Here is a 22,674-nt window from a genome sequence, read left to right on the forward strand (position 1 = left end):
GCATCTCCGGAGAAAAATAATGGCTAACTCTGTGCAGTCGACGCGCTCGGCTTACATAAAATTAAGTCTGTTTGTATTCCTGTTTACCTTTACCTGGGCGGCCAGTTTTGGTCTGTATGCTATCTGGCTGGGAGATAAAGCCGGGCTGGATGGTGTGGAAATCGGCACGGTGTTTGCTGTAAACGGCGTTTTTGCGGTAGTTATCAAACCTGTTTACGGTTACATCATGGATAAAATGGGCATGAAAAAACATCTGCTTTATTTTGTCTGTCTCGTTTCGGCCCTGATGGCACCCTTTTTCATCTGGTGTTACCTGCCGCTATTACAAACGCATTTTATCAGCGGGATGATCGTCGGCGCGCTATTTTTCAGCCTCGGTTGGTATGCGGGCGTGGCGGCGGAGGAGTCCTATGTTGACCGTTTCAGCCGTCTGTACGCGATGGAGTTTGGCCGGATACGCATGTGGGCGGCGCTGGGGTGGGCAACGGCGTCGTCATTCTCCGGTTATCTCTACAATATATCCCCCAAAATAAACTTTGTTATCAGTAGCGTCTCCGCACTGTGCATGTTTGCGGTTCTGTTGACGCTGAAAGTTGATCACTTTGGCCAGGAAGAGAATAACGTCCTGTCGAAAGAGAAGATTGTGATTGGTGATGTGTTCGAGCTGTTACGTAATAAAAAATTCTGGACCTTTGCGCTGTATATCGCGGGAGTGGCATGGATGATGTTTATTGCCGAGCAACAGTTCTCTCGCTATTTCGTCACTTTCTTTAGCACTAAAGAAGAAGGTAATGCCATGTTTGGCTATATGAGTACCGCGCAGTCGGCCGCTGAGTTTTTCGGCATGATGCTGGTGCCTGCCATTATTAACCGCATTGGCGCCAAGCAGGGGATGATCCTGACCGGTCTGGTGATTAGCTTACGTTTGATTATCTCCGGACTAACTAACGATCCGCTGATTATCTGTCTGGTTAAACCATTATATGGAATTGAAATCGCCCTAATTCTGGTTTCAGTCTTCAAATATATTGCCGAGCATTTCGATAAACGCGTTAACGCCACGATGTATCTGCTGGGCTATCAGGCCATGATTTACGTCGGCTCAATTGTCGTGGCGCCGCCTGCTGGCTATGCCTACCAAAAAATTGGTTTTGAGCATACCTATCTGATTATGGGCGTGGTTGCCCTGGTATTTACCGGGATCTCTGCCTTCACGCTTTCTACTTGCTATCAACATAAAAAAAATATTGCAGCCCCTGTCCATGGGCAAGAAGCCACCCATTAAAGTAAAGAAAACGAGAGAATTATGTCTGCAACTATTCGTAAAGAACCGATCGTTCCTGTTGTCCTGCGAAGCGGCGAACGCGCTGCTATTGCGCAGAAGATTCGCCGTGCTTTACCGGTAATTTTATCTGCTATCGATCGTAACAGCGTTTATTTTGGCTCGCGTTTTCCCGATGCGGCATGTGAGGACGGGCGTTATCCAATTATTGATAATCAGGAATGGACTACCAGTTTCTGGACTGGCCAACTGTGGCTGGCATGGGAATGGACGCGTAATGATGCCTATCGTACGTTGGCCGAACAACATGTTCGTTCTTTTGGCGAACGTATTGCCAGACGGGATCATACTAATCACCACGATCTGGGTTTTCTGTACAGCCTTTCCTGCATAGCGGCTAATAAACTGACCGGCAATCGCGAGGCAGCTTATATCGCGCAGCAGGCAGCAGAAGTGCTGATGGAACGCTATCACGAGAAATGCGGCATTATTCAGGCGTGGGGCGAACTGGATAATCCAGAGCAGCAGGGCAGGATGATTATAGACTGCAATATGAATCTGCCATTACTGTATCAGGCCAGCGCCAGCACCGGCGATCCACGTTTTGCAGAAGCGGCAAAAAATCATATTGAGCAGGCACGACGTTATATTGTGCGCGAGGACGGTTCGACGTTCCATACGTACTATATGGATGTTCACACCGGGGAACCGCGATTTGGCAATACTCATCAGGGTTTTTCTGATGATTCCTGCTGGTCGCGTGGGCAGGCATGGGGCGTTTATGGCTTTTTGCTGAATTATCTCTATACCGGAGATGAACGACTACTGGAACTGAGTCAGACGCTGGCAAATTACTTTATAAATCGTTTACCGGAAGATCTTATTTGTTATTGGGATTTGGCACTCACCGATCCCCATAGTGAAAGGGATAGCTCAGCCAGCGCAATACTTGCCTGCGCCTTGCTGGAGTTGGTTAAGCAGCTCCCGGCGACTCATCCAGATCGTGAAAGCTACGAAGCGCTGGCATTACGAATGATTGCGCGAATGCTTGATGACTATCTCAATACTGTGCATAAAGCAGGCGAAGGATTATTACAGCACTCTGTATATTATTTTAAAGGTAATGTTGGCGTCGATGAATGCTGTGCGTGGGGTGATTATTTTCTGATGGAAGCATTGACCCGCGCAACATCCTGCTGGAATAGCTACTGGTAATATACCGCTCCCCCAGTTTAATAAATATGCTATTGGTTTAGCAGGGGGAGCTTTTATCTCTGTACGGCGAGGAAAGTATAATGAAAAGCAATAATATTAAGAAGGCCATATTAATGGCTATATTGGTCATGCCCTCAACTGGCGCTTTGGCTGCGGAAAATAATACGACAACGGTCCCTCAGGTAAAATCAACTCCTTTTACGACGGTTTATTTTGCGCCGCGTACGCAGTATCGTACAGCCAGCAAAGGTTTTTTACAGCGACTGATGTTAACCGGCGTGGTACAGGATCCTGACTCAATTTTCAGCAAAATGTACTGGAGTTTTGAAACCGATGCCGATCTAGGAAAAAACATGGATCAGTGGAAAAGCAGCTATCAGGAAGCTGAGTTTAACAAACCTTTTGCGCTGGGTGAGAGTGACTTCTGGCTTGAGCCTGGCGTGGTGTTTCACTGGGAGTCTGCCGGTTCACGCGTTGATCCTTATATCGGGATTGGCTATCATTTTGATCCGACGCTGGGTGCGGTTTTACGCTATCGCTATAACCACCAAAACCATGACAGCGAAACATTGCAAGGCGACTGGGATGATTCTTCGGAACACCGTGTCGATATTTATTTAACCAAATATTTTACGCCAAACTTCTGGGTGCAATACAATCCGACGTATTACAGTAAAACTCATGGCGATAAATTTGAGTATGCTAATGGCAAGAATCATACCCTGCAGCATAACTTTGTATTTAATTTCCATGCTACGCCACGTTTTTATCCGTTTTTTGAATTAGGCTATCTTGATAAATATAAAGATGGTAATGATACAAAAAATGAATATCAAATCAGGGTAGGGTTTAAATATAACTTAAACTGATCCGGGTTTATGAGGGGAATTATTTTGGCGCATGCACCGAAATAAATCTCGCCACTGCCGGACCAGTCAATAATATACTGAATAGCCGCAGGGTTTGCATCGCCATGATCAGCGCCATATCGGCGTGGCTTCCTGCGGCAATCACCGCGACAGAATCCACACCACCTGGACTGGTCGCCAGATAGGCAGTGAGAAAATCAATCTGCATGTAATGCGCCAGTCCCCAGGCCATCGCGGCGCAGATCGCCATCAGTGAAAAAATGGACAACAGGATCTGCGGCAAAGGGCGCAGCGCCATTAAAAATATCTGCTTGTCAAAGCCCAGGCCGATTTGCCAGCCGATGGCCATATAGGCTATCGCCAGTAGCCATTCCGGCAGTTCAATCACCATCACTCCGCTTGCATTCAGCAAGGCACCCACCAGCATCGGCAATAGCATGACGCCAGAGGGAATACGCAGTAAGCGTCCAGCCGTGCCGGCAACGGCGGCCAGCATCAGAGTGCTGAAAAGATTGCCGCTTAGAGGCGGAAACCAGATGATTTGTTCACTGACCGCCTGCGCCTGGTCGCCCATCACCAGCCGGGTGACCATCGCCGCCGCGCCGACCACCAACAGTACGCGCAGATACTGCATAAACGCCACCAGTCGGATGTCGGCACCATAATCCTGGGCCATTGCAACCATTGCCGCTGCGCCGCCTGGTGACGAGCCCCATGCGCCGGTGTTACCCGGTAGATTACTGTAGCGAACCAGCAGCCAGCCGATTATCGCGCTGCTGATAAGGGTTGCCAGCAGGATAACAATCACCATCGGCCAGTGGGCTGCAAGGGTTGTGAAGATTGAACCGGTCAGATTTTGGGCAATCATGCAGCCGAGAATCGCCTGCGCGCCAAGAAATGTGCAGCGGGGAGGATGCAGAGAGATGCCGCGCAGACTGAAGATGATGCCGACGATCATCGAACCGAGCAGCAAGGGTCCTGGAAGATGAATAAGCAGAAAGAGCAGGGAAAGCAGGAGCGATAGCACAAACAACAGGCTCCACTGCAAAACAGGCATCCCATGCTCCTGAGTTATATGTTGCGTTTAACGTGTTGATACAGCATAGAGAAAAAGTCCGCTGAAAAAAATATCAAGTATCAATAAAAACGGACTAACCGGTGATCGGGTATTGATGCCTGTTATCTGAATAAATCATCGACAGCATCATTCCATGCATGCCCAAAGACAGACCATTCCTGACTGATTGTAGGTGGAAAACCGCTCCGGCAGTATCCATTTTTAGATTCAAAATCAAAGACACCGTGTGGGTAACCATTTATTAGCAACACACATTTCTTACTGTCTTCTGACCAACCGATCTTCACATCTGATGGGATATGCCCATCTGACACATCTTCTGCATTGTAAATATGCAGTGCATCTTTGATAGGATTTCCGTCTGCTGATTAATCAAATGCATAGAAGTACCCTGTTTGGCCATCATCTTCAAATACAGCAGTGTAAGAACCTTCTGGGGCCAAACTTTCTATTACCTGCTTTTCACCGACGATGAGTTGAGTTTGAACAGTGACCGTTATTGTCATTTTAATTTCCCTGGATGTATAAAACTACGTTGTTCTGAAATTGATATTGATGATTTAAGTGCTTGATTTGGAATGTTTATATTAATTGTTTAAATGATGGGCGTCCCTGGAACTTACGCCATCTTTTGATTTCATCAATGACGCCTTGCAGGCTGTCTTCTCGGTCATCTGGGGGATAAAAAATCAAACCATTACCTTCCGGATGATCCACTATTTTATCGAAATGATCGACTAATGAGTCGATGTAATATTCACGGTCTATTTCTCCCTGGTAGCGTGGGTTTGTGGAGAATTCATATGAATTCAGCTTCGGTGTAGTCTTCGAGTTTTTGCTTAAGATGATTCATATATTCACTGTTTTAATAAATTTCTTTGCAGAACTTATTTAGAATCTTTAAATAACTCTAAGCCATGAGATGCTCTCCATTTTTTTATTTCCCTGAATATTCCCAAGGGTGAACATTCAATCTCATCTGGTGTATTAAAAATCAGTCCATTACCAAGTGGATGCTGGGTGACTTTGACTACATGCAGTTGTAGATCATCGATAAATTTACCAAAATCCTTGGCATTTAGCCCATGTTTATTCTCAAAAAAGTTAGATAGCAGAGCAATGAACTCTGACTCAGTGTAATCGCTTATGGTTTTTTCATTATCTATTAGCATTTTTATGTATTCCTATATGTAAGCGAGGAGTAGTAATGTTTATATTATCCATATTAAAAACTTCTCCGCCATGCTGGATTTCTTCTACGTGATGAAGTTCAAAAGTCGTTCTGCCGCCTACCTGCTCTGAAGGAATAGGATATGGTGCCAACCCCATTCTTATCAGGGTTTGGTTAGATGGTTTAAAATCCTTCATAAGCTCAGGGCATTCTGACACCGCAAGCCAGAATTCTTCTCTGAAATGGTCAAAGTTGCGAAATGTTCTTCCTCGCAGCTTATCCGCCACCTGTGCAGGTATCGGCGCTCCCAGCCCAGAACTGGCGGCCTCAAGCCAACGACCATTTCCGGATAAAATTTCACCGTGGCCGGTTGCTGTACCGGGGTCGTCCCGGGCTGTTTTCAGGTATACATATATCGGCTGAATGCCTGAATCGGCCGGAAAAATCAGAATATAATCGTTAAAATCGGCGACATCCGGCACAAGGAACGGTGGCGTGGTGTATTCGTTTTTGCCATCCGGGATGGGTGTTACCAGAATGGTTGGCTGATCCAGCGGTGGAACATCGTTTCCAGTATGTTCAGGTACATCACCCGTCGCAGGATTTTCCGGCGTCCATGTGATTAACGGCCCGTCTGCGTCGTGGGCAGGCGTAAATTCATAGCGATGATGTTCATCGTTCCACAGCATATTCGCAACGCGCACGTTTGCGTACGGAGTACCTTCGCCGGTATGCACGCCGTAGACTTGCGATTTACCGTGAATGTCGGTTCCCCAGAAAAAACGAACCCGGGTTGTGGCAGTGCCACCTACCAGCGCCTTTTTCCGTAGTTCTTCTTCATACCAGAACTCATCGCGTCCGGGAACGCGTGCACTGTCCGTACCCGCGGACGGAATATACAGCGCGGAAGCCAACGCGCCGATATAAGGAACGCCGCGTGCGGCGCTGAGCATGCCACTGAGTGACCACTCGCCCCACACCTGCGTCAGCCCACCTAAGATCGGCAGCGCGGCCGAGGCTTCTGCGGGCTGTGCATATCCGCAACAATCATCGACGGAAGATTGTGCGAAAACCGCCATCTGTCCGAAGTTTTCAGCCGATTCTTCACGGCTCCCCGCGTCTGTACAGCCTTTTTCTTTCAGACAGGATTTAGCATAGACCGGCGTAACTGCTGGAATGTGTGGTGCAGGGGGAGAAGGGCGTTTCACTATGGGTTTTATCGTACTGACCGGCTGAGGGCGGGGTGGTATAAACAAACGGTTGTACTCAGCAGGCAATGCCAGGTAGTCAAACTCAGTGTTGGCAATCAGGTGTTTGCAAAGAATATAGTCATACGATACTGCAATTTCTTCGGTATCCAGCTCGTTTAGGGCCACATAGGTTTGTATGCTTTTTACCGATGCATTTCTTAATTGAATATAATAGTAGCGTTCCCATCTACCAAATCTGTTTATTCTCCATAAATCAATTTCAATAAACAGACGTTCATTATTATTGATGGCGTTAATCAATAATGGTGTGCTTTTATCAATTAGTTTTGTGAAGTTCAGTAGCTGGGTATTAATACCAGAATCAGTATTAGCTAATCCATTCGAAAGTGAAAAAGCAAAAATCTCATCAGGATGGTTTTTCTGTCAGCGATTTCCTACAGATGCGTAAGTGCCACAGCCGGAAGAAATATTTCCTTGTTGTTCACCTGTTATCTTCAGGTAAATAAGATCGCCCATGCCATTTAATCCAGAGGTGTATTTTATAAGACCGAATTAAATAGCTAATAAATTTAAAAATCAAATAATGCATTGGCGATTAATGCTATATAAAAGGGGGGCATGTCTGAAATGTATTATGGGACGAATTAGCTGATGAGAATAATATTGATGAGATGAATGAGGTAATTTGAGCAGGGTCTGAGAAAAACCACCGGAATTACCCGGTGGCCTGAACAATTAACGCTTAATTTCAGACTTAAAATCGCGCTTGTCGTAGCCGGTATACAGCTGACGTGGACGTGCGATCTTCATGCCGTCGGTGTGCATTTCGTTCCAGTGTGCAATCCAGCCAACGGTACGCGCCATGGCGAAAATAACGGTGAACATAGAAGACGGAATACCCATTGCTTTCAGAATGATGCCGGAGTAGAAGTCTACGTTCGGGTAGAGTTTCTTCTCAATGAAGTACGGGTCGTTGAGCGCAATGTGCTCAAGCTCCATAGCCACTTCCAGCAGATCATCTTTGGTGCCCAGTTCTTTCAGCACTTCGTGACAGGTTTCACGCATCACGGTGGCGCGTGGGTCATAGTTTTTATAAACACGGTGACCAAAGCCCATCAGGCGGAAAGAATCATTCTTGTCTTTCGCGCGGCGAACAAATTCTGGAATGTGTTTAACGGAGCTGATTTCTTCCAGCATTTTCAGTGCAGCTTCGTTTGCACCGCCGTGTGCCGGTCCCCACAGGGAAGCAATACCGGCTGCAATGCAGGCAAACGGGTTAGCGCCAGACGAACCCGCGGTACGTACGGTAGACGTCGAGGCGTTCTGTTCGTGGTCGGCGTGCAGGATCAAGATACGGTCCATTGCGCGTTCCAGAATCGGGTTTACTTCATATTTTTCGCACGGCGTGGAGAACATCATGTTCAGGAAGTTACCGGCGTAAGAGAGATCATTACGCGGGTACACGAACGGCTGTCCGATGGAGTATTTGTAGCACATCGCGGCCATGGTCGGCATTTTGGACAGCAGACGGAAAGCGGCGATTTCGCGGTGACGCGGATTATTCACATCCAGCGAATCGTGGTAGAACGCAGCCAGCGCACCAGTAACACCGCACATAACGGCCATCGGGTGAGAGTCGCGGCGGAAACCGTGGAACAGACGGGTGATCTGCTCGTGGATCATGGTATGGCGAGTGACCGTAGTTTTGAACCCGTCGTACTCTTCCTGCGTCGGTTTTTCGCCGTACAGCAGGATATAACACACTTCCAGATAGTTGGACTCGGTCGCCAACTGGTCAATCGGGAAGCCGCGATGCAGCAAAATACCTTCGTCACCATCGATGAACGTAATTTTGGATTCGCAGGATGCGGTAGAGGTAAAACCTGGATCAAAAGTGAACATCCCTTTTGATCCGAGACTACGAATATCAATAACATCTTGACCGAGCGTACCTTTCAGCACATCCAGTTCAATAGCAGTATCACCATTTAGAGTGATTTTTGCTTTAGTATCAGCCATTTACGGTCTCCTTAGCGCCTTATTGCTTAAGACTGCCGGAACTCACATTTGCTTTCGTACATCAATGAACCGTTACCAGTTTGTTATTTGGCTCGCCGCTCTGCGAAAGAGGGGATGACCTGGGTACAGAGCTATGGGCGCTTGCAGGTAAAACGGTCTTTTCATGGCGAATAAACTGCAAATCAAGAACTTAGCAATCCGAATTATTAAACCTGTCTATCACTAATAACTGTCCTGACGGTATTGGTCAATACTTCCACACTGTTGCATAACTAAATCTCCGGTGAAAGAGTGACCCCATAACTTTTACGCATTATATGCTTTTTCTGGTGTCGATTGTAACAACTTTGTTTAATGATTGTCAAATCAGATGATTAAAAATTAAAATAATGTTGTTATCGTGACCTATGTCACTGTTCGGGATAAAACCCGACAAACTATATGTAGGTTAATTGTAATGATTTTGTGAACGTCCTATACTGCCGCCAGGTCTCCGGAATACCCTGCAATCCCGAGCCAACCAGCGTTGTAACGTGTCGTTTTAGCATCTGGAAGCAGTGTTTTATATGACGCGTAGTTATAGTAAGGACGCTGTCTGACCCGCACGCAGACCGGAGGAAGGAAATCCCGTCGTCTTTCAGGCTACAGGTGTCTTCATCTTCTGTACCCGAAGTCCAAAGGGAATAATAAGAACAGCATGTGGGCGTTATTCATGATAAGAAATGTGAAAAAACAAAGACCTGTCAATCTGGATCTGCAAACGATCCGGTTCCCAATCACGGCGATAGCGTCCATTCTCCATCGCGTATCCGGAGTGATCACCTTCGTGGCGGTCGGGATTCTGTTGTGGTTATTGGGTACCAGCCTTTCCTCCCCTGAAGGTTTCCTCGCGGCGTCATCCATTATGAATAACTTCTTTGTGGAGTTAATTCTGTGGGGGATCCTGATTGCGCTGGCATATCACGCCGTAATGGGCATTCGCCATCTGTTGATGGATTTTGGCTATATCGAAGAAACCCTCGAAGCAGGGACACGCTCCGCTAAAATTTGTTTCGTTATCATTGTCGTGCTTTCACTTCTCGCAGGAGTCCTCGTATGGTAAGCAACGCCTCCGCATTAGGACGCAACGGCGTACATGACTTCATTCTGGTTCGTGCTACCGCTATCGTTCTGACGTTATACATCATCTATATGGTCGGCTTCTTCGCCACCAGCGGCGAGCTGACGTTTGAAGTCTGGACCGGTTTCTTCTCATCGGCATTCACCAAAGTCTTCACCCTGCTGGCACTTTTTTCCATCTTGATTCATGCCTGGATCGGCATGTGGCAGGTGTTGACCGACTACGTTAAACCTCTGGCTGTGCGCCTGATTCTGCAACTGGCTATCGTCGTTGCGCTGGTGGTTTACGTCATTTATGGATTTGTTGTGGTGTGGGGTGTGTAATGAAACTGCCAGTCAGAGAATTTGATGCTGTTGTGATTGGTGCCGGCGGCGCAGGTATGCGCGCGGCGCTGCAAATTTCCCAGAGCGGTCAGACCTGTGCGCTGCTCTCCAAGGTGTTCCCAACCCGTTCCCATACCGTATCTGCGCAAGGTGGTATCACCGTTGCGCTCGGTAATACCCATGAAGATAACTGGGAATGGCACATGTACGACACCGTAAAAGGGTCGGACTACATTGGTGATCAGGACGCTATTGAATATATGTGTAAGACCGGTCCGGAAGCGATTCTGGAACTGGATCACATGGGGCTGCCGTTCTCTCGCCTTGATAATGGCACCATTTATCAACGTCCGTTTGGCGGCCAGTCGAAGAACTTCGGCGGTGAGCAGGCGGCACGTACCGCAGCCGCGGCAGACCGTACCGGTCATGCGCTGTTGCACACGCTGTATCAGCAGAACCTGAAAAACCATACCACCATCTTCTCAGAATGGTATGCGCTGGATCTGGTTAAAAATGCCGATGGCGCGATTGTCGGTTGTACCGCGCTGTGTATCGAAACCGGTGAAGTCGTTTACTTCAAAGCTCGCGCAACCGTGCTGGCGACTGGTGGTGCTGGCCGTATTTATCAGTCCACTACTAATGCCCACATCAACACCGGTGACGGCGTTGGTATGGCTATCCGCGCCGGTGTTCCGGTGCAGGATATGGAGATGTGGCAGTTCCACCCAACCGGTATCGCCGGTGCGGGTGTTCTGGTCACAGAAGGCTGCCGTGGTGAAGGTGGCTACCTGCTGAATAAACACGGCGAGCGCTTTATGGAGCGTTATGCGCCAAATGCGAAAGACCTGGCGGGTCGTGACGTGGTGGCGCGTTCCATCATGATCGAAATCCGTGAAGGTCGCGGCTGCGACGGCCCATGGGGCCCGCACGCCAAGCTGAAACTTGACCACCTGGGTAAAGAAGTACTGGAATCCCGTCTGCCGGGCATTCTCGAGCTGTCTCGCACCTTCGCTCACGTTGATCCGGTGAAAGAGCCGATCCCGGTTATCCCAACCTGCCACTATATGATGGGCGGTATTCCGACCAAAGTAACCGGCCAGGCGTTGACCGTAAACGAGCAGGGCGAAGATGTGGTGATCCCTGGATTGTTTGCCGTCGGTGAAATTGCCTGTGTATCGGTTCATGGTGCAAACCGTCTGGGCGGCAACTCGCTGCTGGACCTGGTGGTGTTTGGTCGTGCGGTGGGGCTGCATCTGCAAGAGTCTATCGCCGAGCAGGGCGACCTGCTGGATGCGACCGAAGACGAAATCGATGCTTCTCTGGCGCGCCTGAATCGCTGGAACGGCAACCGCAACGGTGAAGACCCGGTGGCGATTCGCAAAGCGCTGCAGGAATGTATGCAGCACAACTTCTCGGTATTCCGCGAAGGCGATGCGATGGCGAAAGGTCTGGAAGAGCTGAAAGCGATTCGCGAGCGTCTGAAAAATGCCCGTCTGGACGATACCTCCAGCGAGTTCAACACCCAGCGTGTTGAGTGCCTGGAACTGGATAACCTGATGGAGACCGCGTACGCCACCGCAGTATCTGCAAACTTCCGTACCGAAAGCCGTGGCGCGCATAGCCGCTTCGACTTCCCGGAACGTGATGATGAAAACTGGCTGTGCCATTCCCTGTACCTGCCAGAGTCGGAATCCATGACGCGACGTCAAGTCAATATGGAACCGAAGCTGCGCCCGGCATTCCCGCCGAAGATTCGTACTTATTAATGCGGAGACAGGACAATGAAACTCGAGTTTTCAGTTTATCGCTATAACCCGGATGTTGACGACGCTCCGCGCATGCAGGATTACACCCTGGAGGCGGAAGAAGGGCGCGACATGATGCTGCTGGATGCGTTGATGCAGCTGAAAGAAAAAGACCCATCGCTGTCGTTCCGCCGCTCCTGCCGTGAAGGGGTCTGCGGCTCCGACGGTCTGAATATGAACGGCAAAAATGGACTGGCCTGTATCACACCTATTTCTGCGCTGAATCAGCCGGGCAAGAAAATTGTCATTCGCCCGCTGCCGGGCTTACCGGTTGTGCGCGATTTGGTGGTAGACATGGGGCAATTCTACGCACAGTATGAGAAGATTAAGCCTTACTTGTTGAATAATGGGAAAAATCCGCCGGCTCGTGAGCATTTACAAATGCCTGAGCAGCGTGAGAAGCTCGATGGGCTGTATGAATGTATTTTGTGTGCATGCTGCTCAACGTCCTGCCCATCGTTCTGGTGGAACCCGGACAAGTTTATTGGCCCGGCTGGCCTGCTGGCCGCGTATCGCTTCTTAATTGATAGCCGCGATACCGAGACCGACAGCCGCCTGGAAGGTTTAAGTGATGCTTTCAGCGTATTCCGCTGCCATAGCATCATGAACTGCGTCAGTGTATGTCCTAAAGGGCTGAACCCGACGCGTGCCATCGGCCATATTAAGTCGATGCTGCTCAAACGTAGTGCATAAATAGTTGTTGTTGCCGGGGAAGTGATTCCCCGGTAGTGCAGGAAACCTCTAAAAACTGCCACATTGATAGCAATAATCGCAGCCTGAACAGCGAAGATTATTAGACAGTTTTTAAAGGTTCCTTAGCGGACGCAGAAAACACGACAGTCCGCAACAAGTGAACCCCGGCACGCACATCGGTGTGCGTGGTAGTATCCACGGCGAAATACTCGTCATAGATCACGTTGCATGTGCGTTGGCTGCACTTGCTCACCCTGGTCACTTACTGGATGTAAGCTCCCAGGGATTCGCAAGCTTGCCGCCTTCCTGAAACGTGATCTATTTAGAGTATTAAATAAGCAGAAAAGATGCTTAAGGGATCACGATGCAGAACAGCGCTTTGAAAGCCTGGTTGGACTCTTCTTACCTCTCTGGTTCAAACCAGAGCTGGATAGAACAGCTCTATGAAGACTTCTTAACCGACCCTGACTCGGTAGATGCTAACTGGCGTTCGACGTTCCAGCAGTTACCTGGTACCGGAGTCAAACCGGATCAACTCCACTCAAAAACACGTGATTATTTCCGTCGGCAGGCGTTGATTACCCCACGTTACTCTTCTTCTATTTCCGATCCTGATGCCAATGTGAAGCAGGTTAAAGTCCTGCAGCTCATTAACGCCTACCGTTTCCGCGGTCATCAGCATGCGAATCTCGATCCGCTGGGACTGTGGCAGCAAGAAAATGTGGCCGATCTGGATCCGTCCTTCCACGATCTGACCGATGCGGATTTCCAGGAAAGCTTTAACGTAGGTTCTTTTGCCGGCGGCAAAGACACGATGAAGCTGAGCGACCTGGTTGTCGCGCTGAAACAAACCTACTGCGGCCCGATTGGCGCCGAGTATATGCACATTACCAGCACTGAAGAAAAACGCTGGCTTCAACAGCGTATCGAGTCTGGCCGCGCCGCGTTCAGTAGTGAAGAGAAGAAACGCTTCCTCAGCGAACTGACCGCTGCGGAAGGTCTGGAACGCTACCTGGGCGCGAAGTTCCCGGGAGCGAAACGCTTCTCGTTGGAAGGCGGGGATGCGTTAATCCCAATGCTCAAAGAGATGATCCGCCACGCCGGCAACAGTGGTACCCGTGAAGTGGTGCTGGGTATGGCGCACCGTGGCCGTCTGAACGTGCTGGTCAACGTGTTGGGTAAAAAACCGCAGGACCTGTTCGACGAGTTCGCTGGCAAACATAAAGAACACCTCGGTACCGGCGACGTGAAGTATCACATGGGCTTCTCGTCGGATATCGAAACCGAAGGCGGTCTGGTTCACCTGGCGCTGGCGTTTAACCCGTCGCACCTGGAAATCGTTAGCCCGGTGGTTATCGGTTCCGTGCGCGCGCGTCTGGATCGTCTGGACGAGCCAAGCAGCAACAAGGTACTGCCAATCACCATCCACGGCGATGCGGCGGTAACCGGGCAGGGCGTGGTTCAGGAAACCCTGAACATGTCGAAAGCGCGTGGTTACGAAGTGGGCGGTACCGTTCGCATCGTGATCAACAACCAGGTGGGCTTTACTACCTCTAACCCGCTGGATGCGCGTTCTACGCCGTACTGCACCGACATCGGTAAGATGGTTCAGGCGCCAATCTTCCACGTTAACGCGGATGACCCGGAAGCGGTCGCTTTCGTGACGCGTCTGGCGCTGGACTTCCGTAATACCTTCAAACGCGATGTGTTCATCGATCTGGTGTGCTACCGCCGTCATGGCCACAACGAAGCCGACGAGCCGAGTGCAACTCAGCCGCTGATGTATCAGAAAATCAAAAAGCATCCGACCCCGCGTAAAATCTACGCTGACAAGCTGGAAGCGGATAAAGTCGCCACGCTGGAAGATGCGACCGAAATGGTCAATCTGTATCGTGACGCGCTGGATGCTGGCGAATGCGTGGTGAAAGAGTGGCGTCCAATGAACATGCACTCCTTCACCTGGTCGCCGTACCTCAACCACGAGTGGGACGAAAGCTACCCGAACAAGGTAGAAATGAAGCGTCTGCAGGAGCTGGCAAAACGCATCAGTACCGTGCCTGAAGCCGTTGAAATGCAGTCGCGCGTTGCCAAAATTTACGGTGACCGTCAGGCCATGGCCGCAGGCGAGAAGCTGTTCGACTGGGGTGGGGCAGAGAATCTGGCTTATGCCACGCTGGTTGACGAAGGCATCCCAGTTCGTCTGTCGGGTGAAGACTCCGGTCGTGGAACCTTCTTCCACCGTCACGCAGTGATCCATAACCAGGCGAACGGTTCAACCTACACGCCGCTGCAGCATGTGCATAACGGCCAGGGCACGTTCCGCGTATGGGACTCCGTGCTGTCTGAAGAAGCCGTGCTGGCGTTCGAGTATGGTTATGCCACAGCAGAACCGCGTACGCTGACCATCTGGGAAGCGCAGTTTGGCGACTTTGCCAACGGTGCTCAGGTCGTTATCGACCAGTTCATCTCTTCCGGCGAGCAGAAGTGGGGCCGTATGTGCGGTCTGGTTATGCTGCTACCACACGGCTATGAAGGTCAGGGCCCGGAGCACTCCTCCGCACGTCTGGAACGTTATTTGCAACTTTGCGCTGAGCAAAACATGCAGGTTTGCGTCCCGTCCACCCCGGCACAGGTCTACCACATGCTGCGTCGTCAGGCACTGCGCGGGATGCGTCGTCCGCTGGTGGTGATGTCACCGAAGTCGCTGCTGCGGCATCCGCTGGCAGTGTCCACGCTGGACGAACTGGCAAATGGCACCTTCCTGCCAGCCATTGGCGAAGTAGATGAACTTGATCCGAAAGGCGTGAAGCGTGTCGTGATGTGTTCTGGTAAGGTTTATTACGACCTGCTGGAGCAACGCCGCAAGAACGACCAAAAAGATGTTGCCATTGTGCGCATCGAACAGCTCTATCCGTTCCCGCATAAAGCGGTGCAGGAAGCGCTGAAACCGTTTGCTCATGTACATGATTTTGTCTGGTGCCAGGAAGAGCCGCTCAACCAGGGCGCATGGTACTGCAGCCAGCATCATTTCCGTGAAGTAATTCCATTTGGGTCCGCTCTGCGTTATGCAGGTCGCCCGGCCTCTGCCTCCCCGGCAGTAGGATATATGTCTGTTCACCAGAAGCAGCAACAAGATCTGGTTAATGACGCGCTGAACGTCGATTAAATAAAGGATAAATAATGAGTAGCGTAGATATTCTTGTTCCCGACCTGCCTGAATCCGTAGCGGATGCAACGGTTGCAACCTGGCACAAAAAACCGGGCGATGCAGTACGTCGTGATGAAGTACTGGTAGAAATCGAAACTGACAAAGTGGTACTGGAAGTACCGGCATCAGCGGACGGTATTCTTGATGCGGTTCTGGAAGATGAAGGGACAACCGTCACTTCTCGCCAGATCCTTGGTCGCCTGCGTGAAGGCAACAGCACCGGTAAAGAGACCAGTGCCAAGTCTGAAGAGAAAGATTCTACTCCTGCACAGCGCCAACAGGCGTCTCTTGCTGAGCAGAACAACGATGCCCTGAGCCCGGCGATCCGTCGCCTGCTGGGTGAGCATAACCTCGAAGCCAACGCCATTAACGGCACCGGCGTCGGTGGTCGTATCACACGTGAAGATGTTGAAAAACATCTGGCCAAAGCACCGGCGGCGAAAGCAGAATCCAAAGCGCCAGCCGCTGCACCTGCGTCACAGGCTCAACTTGGCGCGCGTGGTGAAAAACGTGTTCCGATGACCCGTCTGCGCAAACGCGTGGCTGAGCGTCTGCTGGAAGCGAAAAATTCCACCGCGATGCTGACCACATTTAACGAAGTCAACATGAAGCCAATCATGGATCTGCGTAAGCAGTACGGTGACGCGTTTGAGAAACGCCACGGTATCCGTCTGGGCTTTATGTCTTTCTACGTGAAAGCGGTGGTTGAAGCGCTGAAACGCTATCCGGAAGTCAACGCGTCCATCGATGGTGATGACGTGGTATACCACAACTACTTTGATGTCAGCATGGCGGTCTCCACGCCACGTGGTCTGGTAACGCCGGTTCTGCGCGATGTGGATCTGCTGGGTATGGCGGACATCGAGAAAAATATTAAAGAACTGGCAGTTAAAGGTCGCGACGGCAAGCTGACGGTGGAAGATCTGACGGGCGGTAACTTCACCATTACTAACGGTGGTGTATTCGGTTCCCTGATGTCTACGCCGATCATCAACCCACCGCAGAGCGCCATCCTGGGTATGCATGCCATCAAAGATCGTCCGATGGCCGTAGACGGTAAGGTTGAAATCCTGCCGATGATGTATCTGGCGCTGTCTTATGACCACCGTCTGATCGATGGTCGTGAGTCAGTGGGCTTCCTGGTAACCATTAAAGAGTTGCTGGAAGATCCAACGCGTCTGCTGCTGGACGTGTAGTTAATAAGAGTATCACCTGCCCCGTAGGCCTGGACGCTTATCAGGCCTACGGGTAAAAGATAACGATTACCTGAAGGATGGACAGAACACATGAACTTACATGAATATCAGGCAAAACAACTTTTTGCCCGCTATGGCTTACCGGCACCGGTGGGTTATGCCTGTACTACTCCGCGTGAAGCAGAAGAAGCCGCTTCAAAAATCGGCGCTGGCCCGTGGGTAGTGAAATGTCAGGTTCACGCTGGTGGCCGCGGTAAAGCGGGCGGTGTGAAAGTTGTGAACAGCAAAGAAGACATTCGCGCTTTTGCTGAACACTGGCTGGGTAAACGTCTGGTCACTTACCAGACAGACGCCCATGGTCAACCGGTAAATCAGATTCTGGTTGAAGCAGCGACCGACATCGGTAAAGAACTTTACCTCGGCGCAGTGGTTGACCGTAGCTCCCGTCGCGTGGTCTTCATGGCCTCTACTGAAGGCGGTGTGGAAATTGAAAAAGTCGCGGAAGAAACCCCGCACCTGATCCACAAAGTGGCGCTCGATCCGCTGGCAGGGCCGATGCCGTACCAGGGACGTGAGCTGGCGTTCAAACTGGGTCTGGAAGGTAAACAGGTTCAGCAGTTCACCAAGATCTTCATGGGGTTGGCGACCATTTTCCTGGAGCGCGACCTGGCGCTGATCGAAATCAACCCGCTGGTTGTAACCAAGCAGGGTGACCTGATCTGCCTCGACGGCAAGCTGGGCGCTGACGGCAACGCGCTGTTCCGCCAGGCTGATCTGCGCGAAATGCGCGACCAGTCTCAGGAAGATCCGCGTGAAGCGCAGGCTGCACAGTGGGAACTGAACTACGTTGCGCTCGACGGCAATATCGGCTGTATGGTTAACGGTGCGGGCCTGGCAATGGGCACCATGGACATCGTTAAGCTGCACGGCGGCGAACCGGCTAACTTCCTCGACGTTGGCGGCGGTGCCACCAAAGAGCGCGTGACCGAAGCGTTCAAAATTATTCTCTCTGACGACAATGTTAAAGCCGTCCTGGTTAACATCTTCGGCGGTATCGTACGTTGCGATCTGATCGCCGACGGTATCATCGGCGCGGTTGCCGAAGTCGGCGTTAACGTCCCGGTTGTGGTGCGTCTGGAAGGCAACAACGCCGAACTCGGCGCGAAAAAACTGGCTGATAGCGGCCTGAATATTATTGCAGCGAAAAGTCTGACGGATGCAGCTCAGCAGGTTGTTGCCGCAGTGGAGGGGAAATAATGTCAGTTTTAATTAATAAAGATACCAAGGTTATCTGCCAGGGCTTCACCGGTAGCCAGGGGACATTCCACTCCGAACAAGCGATTGCTTACGGTACGCAGATGGTTGGCGGTGTAACGCCAGGTAAAGGTGGCACCACGCACCTGGGCCTGCCGGTGTTCAACACCGTGCGTGAAGCCGTGGAAGCGACGGGCGCAACCGCGACCGTTATTTACGTTCCGGCACCGTTCTGCAAAGACTCCATCCTGGAAGCGATTGATGCTGGCATCAAACTGATTATCACTATCACCGAAGGCATCCCGACCCTGGATATGCTGACCGTGAAAGTGAAGCTGGATGAAGCTGGCGTGCGCATGATTGGCCCGAACTGCCCGGGTGTTATCACCCCAGGCGAATGTAAAATCGGTATCATGCCGGGTCACATTCACAAGCCGGGTAAAGTGGGTATCGTTTCCCGTTCTGGCACCCTGACCTATGAAGCGGTTAAGCAGACCACCGACTACGGTTTCGGCCAGTCTACCTGTGTGGGCATCGGCGGCGACCCGATCCCGGGGTCTAACTTTATCGATATCCTGAAACTGTTCCAGGAAGATCCGCAGACTGAAGCGATCGTTATGATCGGTGAGATCGGCGGTAGCGCGGAAGAAGAAGCCGCGGCTTACATCAAAGATCATGTGACCAAGCCGGTTGTGGGTTACATCGCGGGTGTGACTGCGCCGAAAGGTAAGCGTATGGGTCACGCGGGTGCGATCATCGCGGGCGGTAAAGGTACTGCGGACGAGAAATTCGCGGCTCTTGAAGCTGCGGGCGTGAAAACCGTTCGTAGCCTGGCCGATATCGGCGAAGCACTGAAAACCGTTATTAAGTAAGCAATAAAAATACAGCCCTGACTTTCTGCATGGTCAAGGGCTGGTCCCGTTTCGACATGGTTGGCCATCTGATGATGGCCTTTTTTTTGCCAGTAATTTAGCTTTCAGCCAACGTTTTCAGCCAGCGAATACCGCTTTCCGGCGAGGTCATTACCGGCACAGGCGGGGAAGGGAGCTGTTGTAGAACGCGCGCCATCGAAGCCTGCGCCAGCATCACGACATCCGCTTGGGTAAAGGCGCTCTGTAACCCTTCACTAACGATACGGTCATGGGTCTCCATATCTCCCGCCAGTAACGCGTGGAATGCCTCCTCCATTAATACAGGCGTAATGGTTCGCGATTTACCGCTCTGTTGAACTTTGCGCTGGACGTAATCCAGCGTTGGCTTCAGCGTGGTTGCCACGGTCGCCAGGACGGCGATTCGCTCACCTTTTTCAATCGCCTCTTCCACCATCGCGCAGTCAATGCGCGCGAGCTGGAGTGGGGTCATAAACTGACATTGCTCCACCGCAGTACCAATTGAGGAACAGGCGGTAATAAAGATATCGCAGTCCGCCTTTTCAGCAATATGTACATAGTCGGCGATGCGGGCGGCAATATCTGGAGTCACTCCCTGGGCCTTCATTACCTGCTTGATCATGGATTCTTCAACCAGGTGCATAACTTCAACATCCGGCATAATGTCGGCGATCAGCTGTTGCATCATTGCAAGTGTGGCTGCGCTGGTATGTAGCATGGCGACCTTTTTCATTGGGCTATCTCCTTAAGTAACGTTTCCGCGACGGCCAGCGCCGCATCATGATCTTCCTGTGCGGATAAACCGCCTACCGCGACGGCACCGAGGCATTTCCCCTGGCGCAGAATCGGGATCCCACCCGGCAGCGCCGTAAAACGCGGATCGGCAAAATAGCCAATATCCAGCTGCTCTTTCTGCAGACGCTGTAAAAATGCCTGCGTGGTGCAGCCCAGGCGGCTGCTGGTACGCGCTTTACGCTGGGTTAACTCGATGGTTAACAGTTTGGCGTTATCCATTCGTGCAAAGCTAAGCAGTTCTCCATTGGCATCGCATACGGCCACGCTTAACGGGCGATTTGCGTAACATGTTTCGGCGAGCTCGAGCGCACAGGTTACGGCGCGCTGGGCGTGTTCCAGAGTGAGAGTTGTCATCGTGATTATCCTTTCGACAGATTTTCGCAAGCGGGTTGAACGGGATCTTTGGCTGCGGCTGCCTGCGCCTGTCTGGCGTCTTTTTTGCGCCAGTAGTTGGCGAGCAGCGAGCCGCTAACGTTGCCCAGTGGTGTCATCACCGCTGATGCGAGGCCTACGGTTGCCAGTTTGCCCATCGCCGCGGCAAGCCCGGACGCCATACCGCCGTTTTGCAGGCCGACTTCAAAGGCCACGGTACGGGCAGACTGTACGTCCATGCGGAAGATCCAGCGGCTCATCAGGTAACCAATCAGGAAGCCGCCGAGGTTATGCATCAGCATGGCGAAACAGAGCAGGAAGCCGACCTGTACCAGGTTGTCGCGCCCGGCTGCGGCGGCGGTGGTGGTAAAGAAAATGATCCCCATCATTGAGATGGTTGGCATGACCTTCTTCACGCCCGCCACACGGCCATACAGCCAGTTGTAGAACAATGCCCACACGAGACCGCCTGCCACGAAGTTGAGGACCACCGCGTACATCTGTGCTTCGGCGCTGGCGTGATCAAACAGCGCGTCCCAGCCGCCGGCAATCATATACAGCAGCCAAAGCGCGCCGATCCCGGCCAGCATCTGGACGACACGGCGGCCGCGCACGCCGGCATAGGTTTTCAGATAGTCATGCAGAATTGCCGCGCCGATGGGAATTAATACGATTTTCACCACGTCCATCACCATCGCGGTGAGTTGGATATCGATCATCGAGCCCGCCAGCAGGTTGACCCACAGCGGCGTCATTACCGTTGCCGCCAGCGTTGAGACTGCGGCGATTGACACCGCCAGCGCGAGGTTAGCATTGGCGATGTAAACCATTACCGTAGATGAGAGACCGCTTGGGCAAGCGCCAATCAATAAAATGCCTACTGCGACTTCAGGCGGAAAATCAAAGATCAGGGTAATGCTCAGGCCGAGCAGGGGCATGATCACGAAATGGCAGAAGGTACCGATAAACACAGCCCACGGCATTTTGGCAACATCAATAAAATCTTGGATCGTTAGCTTCGTGCCCATGCTGAACATGGTGGCCTGAATCACGAGGAACACGATCCATTTATGGGTGATATTGAAACCGCCCCAGACGATCAGATCCGTAGACCAGGTCATGGCGGCCACAAAACCGGCGATGATCCACAATGTAAACTGATAGCTGCGTAAACCAGGCCAGTAGCCCGCACCGGCGGCGAATCCGGCGGTGAACATCACCAGCCCCGGCTGCCACAGCGCCGCGGACTGGATTAGTGCGCCGATAATCGCCAGCGCCGCGCCCGCAACGCTGAGGCCAAGTCCGGTTTTATGAATAACAGTGGTCATAGTCATGTTGAAATGTCCTTGCTGTTGTTATTGCTGCCGGGGGGGAATAGATAACATACGCCGTGCAATTTCCGGCGTGGCGACTTTTTTATCCATACTGCGAATGAGCGTAGCGAGTTTGGCGACTTGCTGATAATTATGCTGCGCTTTTTCTTCGGCGCTTAAATAATAACTATCTTCAAATCCGATTCGTACTTCACTGGCACCCATAGCGACAGCAGCAGCGATAATATCGAAATTCTTTCTACCAAAATGGGTAATTCCCCATAAGGCATCGCGTGGAATCATGCTACGCAACGCAATTAATGCATCAATGGTTGCAGGCGTACTGCCGCGGTGGCCGAGAACGATATTAAAGAGCATGGGTTTTTGAAATTTTATTTTATCTTCAAGGTTCAGGATGTTATTAATCATGCCGATTTCAAAAACTTCAAACTCTGGGGTAATATTGCGTTCGGTTATTTGCCGGGAACAATATTCCACGTCCGGAGCGGGATTAAAATACACCGCATCACCGAGGTTGACGGAACCGACGTTCAGCGAAGCCATCTCTACGCCTGGACAGGCGAGTGGTGCGCAGCGTTCGGCGATGGACATCGAAGAGACGCCGCCGGTAGAAGCCTGAATAATCAGGTCTGAATGGTGCATAACGCGGTCAATGGTAGCCTGAAAGTCGATAGTATCTGGCGTCAGGCGTCCCTGTTTATCACGAACGTGTAAATGCACGATGGACGCGCCATGTTCTACGCTGGCGAGTATTTCCTGCGCCAGTTCTTCGGGTATAACTCTGGGGCAATCCGCGGCAACGGGTGCCAGCGAAATAATAACAGTATCCGACATTTTTT

Annotated in this window: 19 protein-coding genes and 2 pseudogenes; 11 read left to right on the forward strand and 10 right to left on the reverse strand. The window is 51.2% G+C overall.

The features are described from left to right. The first annotated feature begins 19 nt into the window (after positions 1-19). The 3 genes from On2M_RS11230 (at position 20) to On2M_RS11240 (ending at position 3,366) form a co-directional block, all read left to right on the forward strand. Entirely contained in the window at positions 20-1,285 is a 1,266-nt protein-coding gene (locus On2M_RS11230; protein ID WP_187252798.1) for an oligosaccharide MFS transporter, read from the forward strand. 21 nt (positions 1,286-1,306) lie between these two features. Then, the gene (locus tag On2M_RS11235) at positions 1,307-2,497 is read left to right on the forward strand and encodes a glycoside hydrolase family 88 protein (RefSeq protein ID WP_210904833.1); all 1,191 of its coding nucleotides are present in this window, start codon (positions 1,307-1,309) and stop codon (positions 2,495-2,497) included. Between the two features lie 80 nt (positions 2,498-2,577). Continuing rightward, complete coding sequence (locus On2M_RS11240; RefSeq protein WP_151219546.1) at positions 2,578-3,366, forward strand: oligogalacturonate-specific porin KdgM family protein; 789 nt, start codon at positions 2,578-2,580, stop codon at positions 3,364-3,366. 19 nt (positions 3,367-3,385) lie between these two features. Here On2M_RS11240 and On2M_RS11245 read toward each other — a convergent pair whose 3' ends face one another. The 6 genes and pseudogenes from On2M_RS11245 to On2M_RS11270 all read right to left on the reverse strand — a co-directional run bounded on the left by On2M_RS11245 (position 3,386) and on the right by On2M_RS11270 (position 8,845). Next, entirely contained in the window at positions 3,386-4,423 is a 1,038-nt protein-coding gene (locus On2M_RS11245; protein ID WP_210904834.1) for an AbrB family transcriptional regulator, read from the reverse strand. A gap of 122 nt (positions 4,424-4,545) precedes the next feature. After that, a pseudogene (locus On2M_RS11250) lies at positions 4,546-4,950 on the reverse strand (DUF2251 domain-containing protein). A gap of 76 nt (positions 4,951-5,026) precedes the next feature. Further along, positions 5,027-5,161, reverse strand: a complete 135-nt coding sequence (locus On2M_RS24420) for a bacteriocin immunity protein (RefSeq protein WP_255588270.1) — start codon at positions 5,159-5,161, stop codon at positions 5,027-5,029. 170 nt (positions 5,162-5,331) lie between these two features. Next, positions 5,332-5,616, reverse strand: coding sequence for a bacteriocin immunity protein (locus On2M_RS11260; protein ID WP_151224955.1), 285 nt, complete (start codon positions 5,614-5,616; stop codon positions 5,332-5,334). Next, positions 5,603-7,342: pseudogene (tssD, locus tag On2M_RS11265) on the reverse strand (type VI secretion system tube protein TssD). Before tssD ends, On2M_RS11260 begins: the two are co-directional and overlap by 14 nt. Positions 7,343-7,561: 219 nt before the next feature. Further along, positions 7,562-8,845, reverse strand: coding sequence for a citrate synthase (locus tag On2M_RS11270; protein ID WP_151219548.1), 1,284 nt, complete (start codon positions 8,843-8,845; stop codon positions 7,562-7,564). A 697-nt stretch (positions 8,846-9,542) separates the two neighbouring features. Here On2M_RS11270 and sdhC point away from each other — a divergent pair. The 8 genes from sdhC to sucD all read left to right on the forward strand — a co-directional run bounded on the left by sdhC (position 9,543) and on the right by sucD (position 19,316). Next, positions 9,543-9,947, forward strand: a complete 405-nt coding sequence (sdhC, locus tag On2M_RS11275; protein ID WP_016152282.1) for a succinate dehydrogenase cytochrome b556 subunit — start codon at positions 9,543-9,545, stop codon at positions 9,945-9,947. After that, complete coding sequence (gene sdhD / locus On2M_RS11280) at positions 9,941-10,288, forward strand: succinate dehydrogenase membrane anchor subunit (RefSeq protein ID WP_005122550.1); 348 nt, start codon at positions 9,941-9,943, stop codon at positions 10,286-10,288. Before sdhC ends, sdhD begins: the two co-directional genes overlap by 7 nt. Further along, positions 10,288-12,054 carry a succinate dehydrogenase flavoprotein subunit gene (gene sdhA / locus On2M_RS11285; RefSeq protein WP_003022919.1) on the forward strand — a complete coding sequence of 589 codons (1,767 nt, stop codon included), beginning with the start codon at positions 10,288-10,290 and terminating at the stop codon, positions 12,052-12,054. Before sdhD ends, sdhA begins: the two co-directional genes overlap by 1 nt. A gap of 15 nt (positions 12,055-12,069) precedes the next feature. Further along, a complete protein-coding gene (gene sdhB / locus On2M_RS11290; protein ID WP_003022921.1) occupies positions 12,070-12,786 on the forward strand; it encodes a succinate dehydrogenase iron-sulfur subunit SdhB in 717 nt (238 codons plus the stop codon). A gap of 364 nt (positions 12,787-13,150) precedes the next feature. Continuing rightward, the gene (sucA, locus tag On2M_RS11295) at positions 13,151-15,952 is read left to right on the forward strand and encodes a 2-oxoglutarate dehydrogenase E1 component (protein WP_151224956.1); all 2,802 of its coding nucleotides are present in this window, start codon (positions 13,151-13,153) and stop codon (positions 15,950-15,952) included. Between the two features lie 14 nt (positions 15,953-15,966). Further along, positions 15,967-17,190, forward strand: coding sequence for a 2-oxoglutarate dehydrogenase complex dihydrolipoyllysine-residue succinyltransferase (odhB, locus tag On2M_RS11300; protein ID WP_210904835.1), 1,224 nt, complete (start codon positions 15,967-15,969; stop codon positions 17,188-17,190). Positions 17,191-17,280: 90 nt separating this feature from the next. Next, positions 17,281-18,447, forward strand: coding sequence for an ADP-forming succinate--CoA ligase subunit beta (gene sucC, locus On2M_RS11305; RefSeq protein ID WP_003022927.1), 1,167 nt, complete (start codon positions 17,281-17,283; stop codon positions 18,445-18,447). Beyond that, positions 18,447-19,316, forward strand: coding sequence for a succinate--CoA ligase subunit alpha (sucD, locus tag On2M_RS11310; RefSeq protein WP_003022929.1), 870 nt, complete (start codon positions 18,447-18,449; stop codon positions 19,314-19,316). The genes sucC and sucD overlap by 1 nt, the downstream gene beginning before the upstream one ends. 97 nt (positions 19,317-19,413) lie before the next feature. On the opposite strand, the gene On2M_RS11315 is transcribed toward sucD, so the two are convergent. Genes On2M_RS11315 through On2M_RS11330 form a run of 4 tightly spaced genes read right to left on the reverse strand, consistent with a single transcriptional unit; the run spans position 19,414 to position 22,669 of the window. After that, positions 19,414-20,067 (reverse strand): aspartate/glutamate racemase family protein, encoded by a 654-nt coding sequence (locus On2M_RS11315; RefSeq protein WP_151219549.1) that lies wholly within the window; start codon positions 20,065-20,067, stop codon positions 19,414-19,416. Continuing rightward, entirely contained in the window at positions 20,064-20,483 is a 420-nt protein-coding gene (locus tag On2M_RS11320; RefSeq protein WP_151219689.1) for a heme-binding protein, read from the reverse strand. Before On2M_RS11320 ends, On2M_RS11315 begins: the two co-directional genes overlap by 4 nt. Before the next feature lie 5 nt (positions 20,484-20,488). Next, positions 20,489-21,835, reverse strand: coding sequence for a bile acid:sodium symporter family protein (locus On2M_RS11325; protein WP_187259446.1), 1,347 nt, complete (start codon positions 21,833-21,835; stop codon positions 20,489-20,491). A 21-nt stretch (positions 21,836-21,856) separates the two neighbouring features. Then, entirely contained in the window at positions 21,857-22,669 is an 813-nt protein-coding gene (locus On2M_RS11330; protein ID WP_210904836.1) for a 3-keto-5-aminohexanoate cleavage protein, read from the reverse strand. Positions 22,670-22,674 lie beyond the last annotated feature (5 nt).

The sequence above is a fragment of the Citrobacter sp. On2M genome, from assembly GCF_018035235.1.
Classification (GTDB): Bacteria; Pseudomonadota; Gammaproteobacteria; order Enterobacterales; family Enterobacteriaceae; genus Citrobacter; species Citrobacter meridianamericanus.

Bases quoted from the DNA above. Each gene is read 5' to 3' on its own strand.
- On2M_RS11230 (WP_187252798.1), top strand. From the start codon at position 20: ATGGCTAACTCTGTGCAGTCGACGCGCTCGGCTTACATAAAATTAAGT.
- On2M_RS11235 (WP_210904833.1), top strand. From the start codon at position 1,307: ATGTCTGCAACTATTCGTAAAGAACCGATCGTTCCTGTTGTCCTGCGA.
- On2M_RS11240 (WP_151219546.1), top strand. From the start codon at position 2,578: ATGAAAAGCAATAATATTAAGAAGGCCATATTAATGGCTATATTGGTC.
- On2M_RS11245 (WP_210904834.1), bottom strand. From the start codon at position 4,423: ATGCCTGTTTTGCAGTGGAGCCTGTTGTTTGTGCTATCGCTCCTGCTT.
- On2M_RS11260 (WP_151224955.1), bottom strand. From the start codon at position 5,616: ATGCTAATAGATAATGAAAAAACCATAAGCGATTACACTGAGTCAGAG.
- On2M_RS11270 (WP_151219548.1), bottom strand. From the start codon at position 8,845: ATGGCTGATACTAAAGCAAAAATCACTCTAAATGGTGATACTGCTATT.
- sdhC (WP_016152282.1), top strand. From the start codon at position 9,543: ATGTGGGCGTTATTCATGATAAGAAATGTGAAAAAACAAAGACCTGTC.
- sdhD (WP_005122550.1), top strand. From the start codon at position 9,941: ATGGTAAGCAACGCCTCCGCATTAGGACGCAACGGCGTACATGACTTC.
- sdhA (WP_003022919.1), top strand. From the start codon at position 10,288: ATGAAACTGCCAGTCAGAGAATTTGATGCTGTTGTGATTGGTGCCGGC.
- sdhB (WP_003022921.1), top strand. From the start codon at position 12,070: ATGAAACTCGAGTTTTCAGTTTATCGCTATAACCCGGATGTTGACGAC.
- sucA (WP_151224956.1), top strand. From the start codon at position 13,151: ATGCAGAACAGCGCTTTGAAAGCCTGGTTGGACTCTTCTTACCTCTCT.
- odhB (WP_210904835.1), top strand. From the start codon at position 15,967: ATGAGTAGCGTAGATATTCTTGTTCCCGACCTGCCTGAATCCGTAGCG.
- sucC (WP_003022927.1), top strand. From the start codon at position 17,281: ATGAACTTACATGAATATCAGGCAAAACAACTTTTTGCCCGCTATGGC.
- sucD (WP_003022929.1), top strand. From the start codon at position 18,447: ATGTCAGTTTTAATTAATAAAGATACCAAGGTTATCTGCCAGGGCTTC.
- On2M_RS11315 (WP_151219549.1), bottom strand. From the start codon at position 20,067: ATGAAAAAGGTCGCCATGCTACATACCAGCGCAGCCACACTTGCAATG.
- On2M_RS11320 (WP_151219689.1), bottom strand. From the start codon at position 20,483: ATGACAACTCTCACTCTGGAACACGCCCAGCGCGCCGTAACCTGTGCG.
- On2M_RS11325 (WP_187259446.1), bottom strand. From the start codon at position 21,835: ATGACTATGACCACTGTTATTCATAAAACCGGACTTGGCCTCAGCGTT.
- On2M_RS11330 (WP_210904836.1), bottom strand. From the start codon at position 22,669: ATGTCGGATACTGTTATTATTTCGCTGGCACCCGTTGCCGCGGATTGC.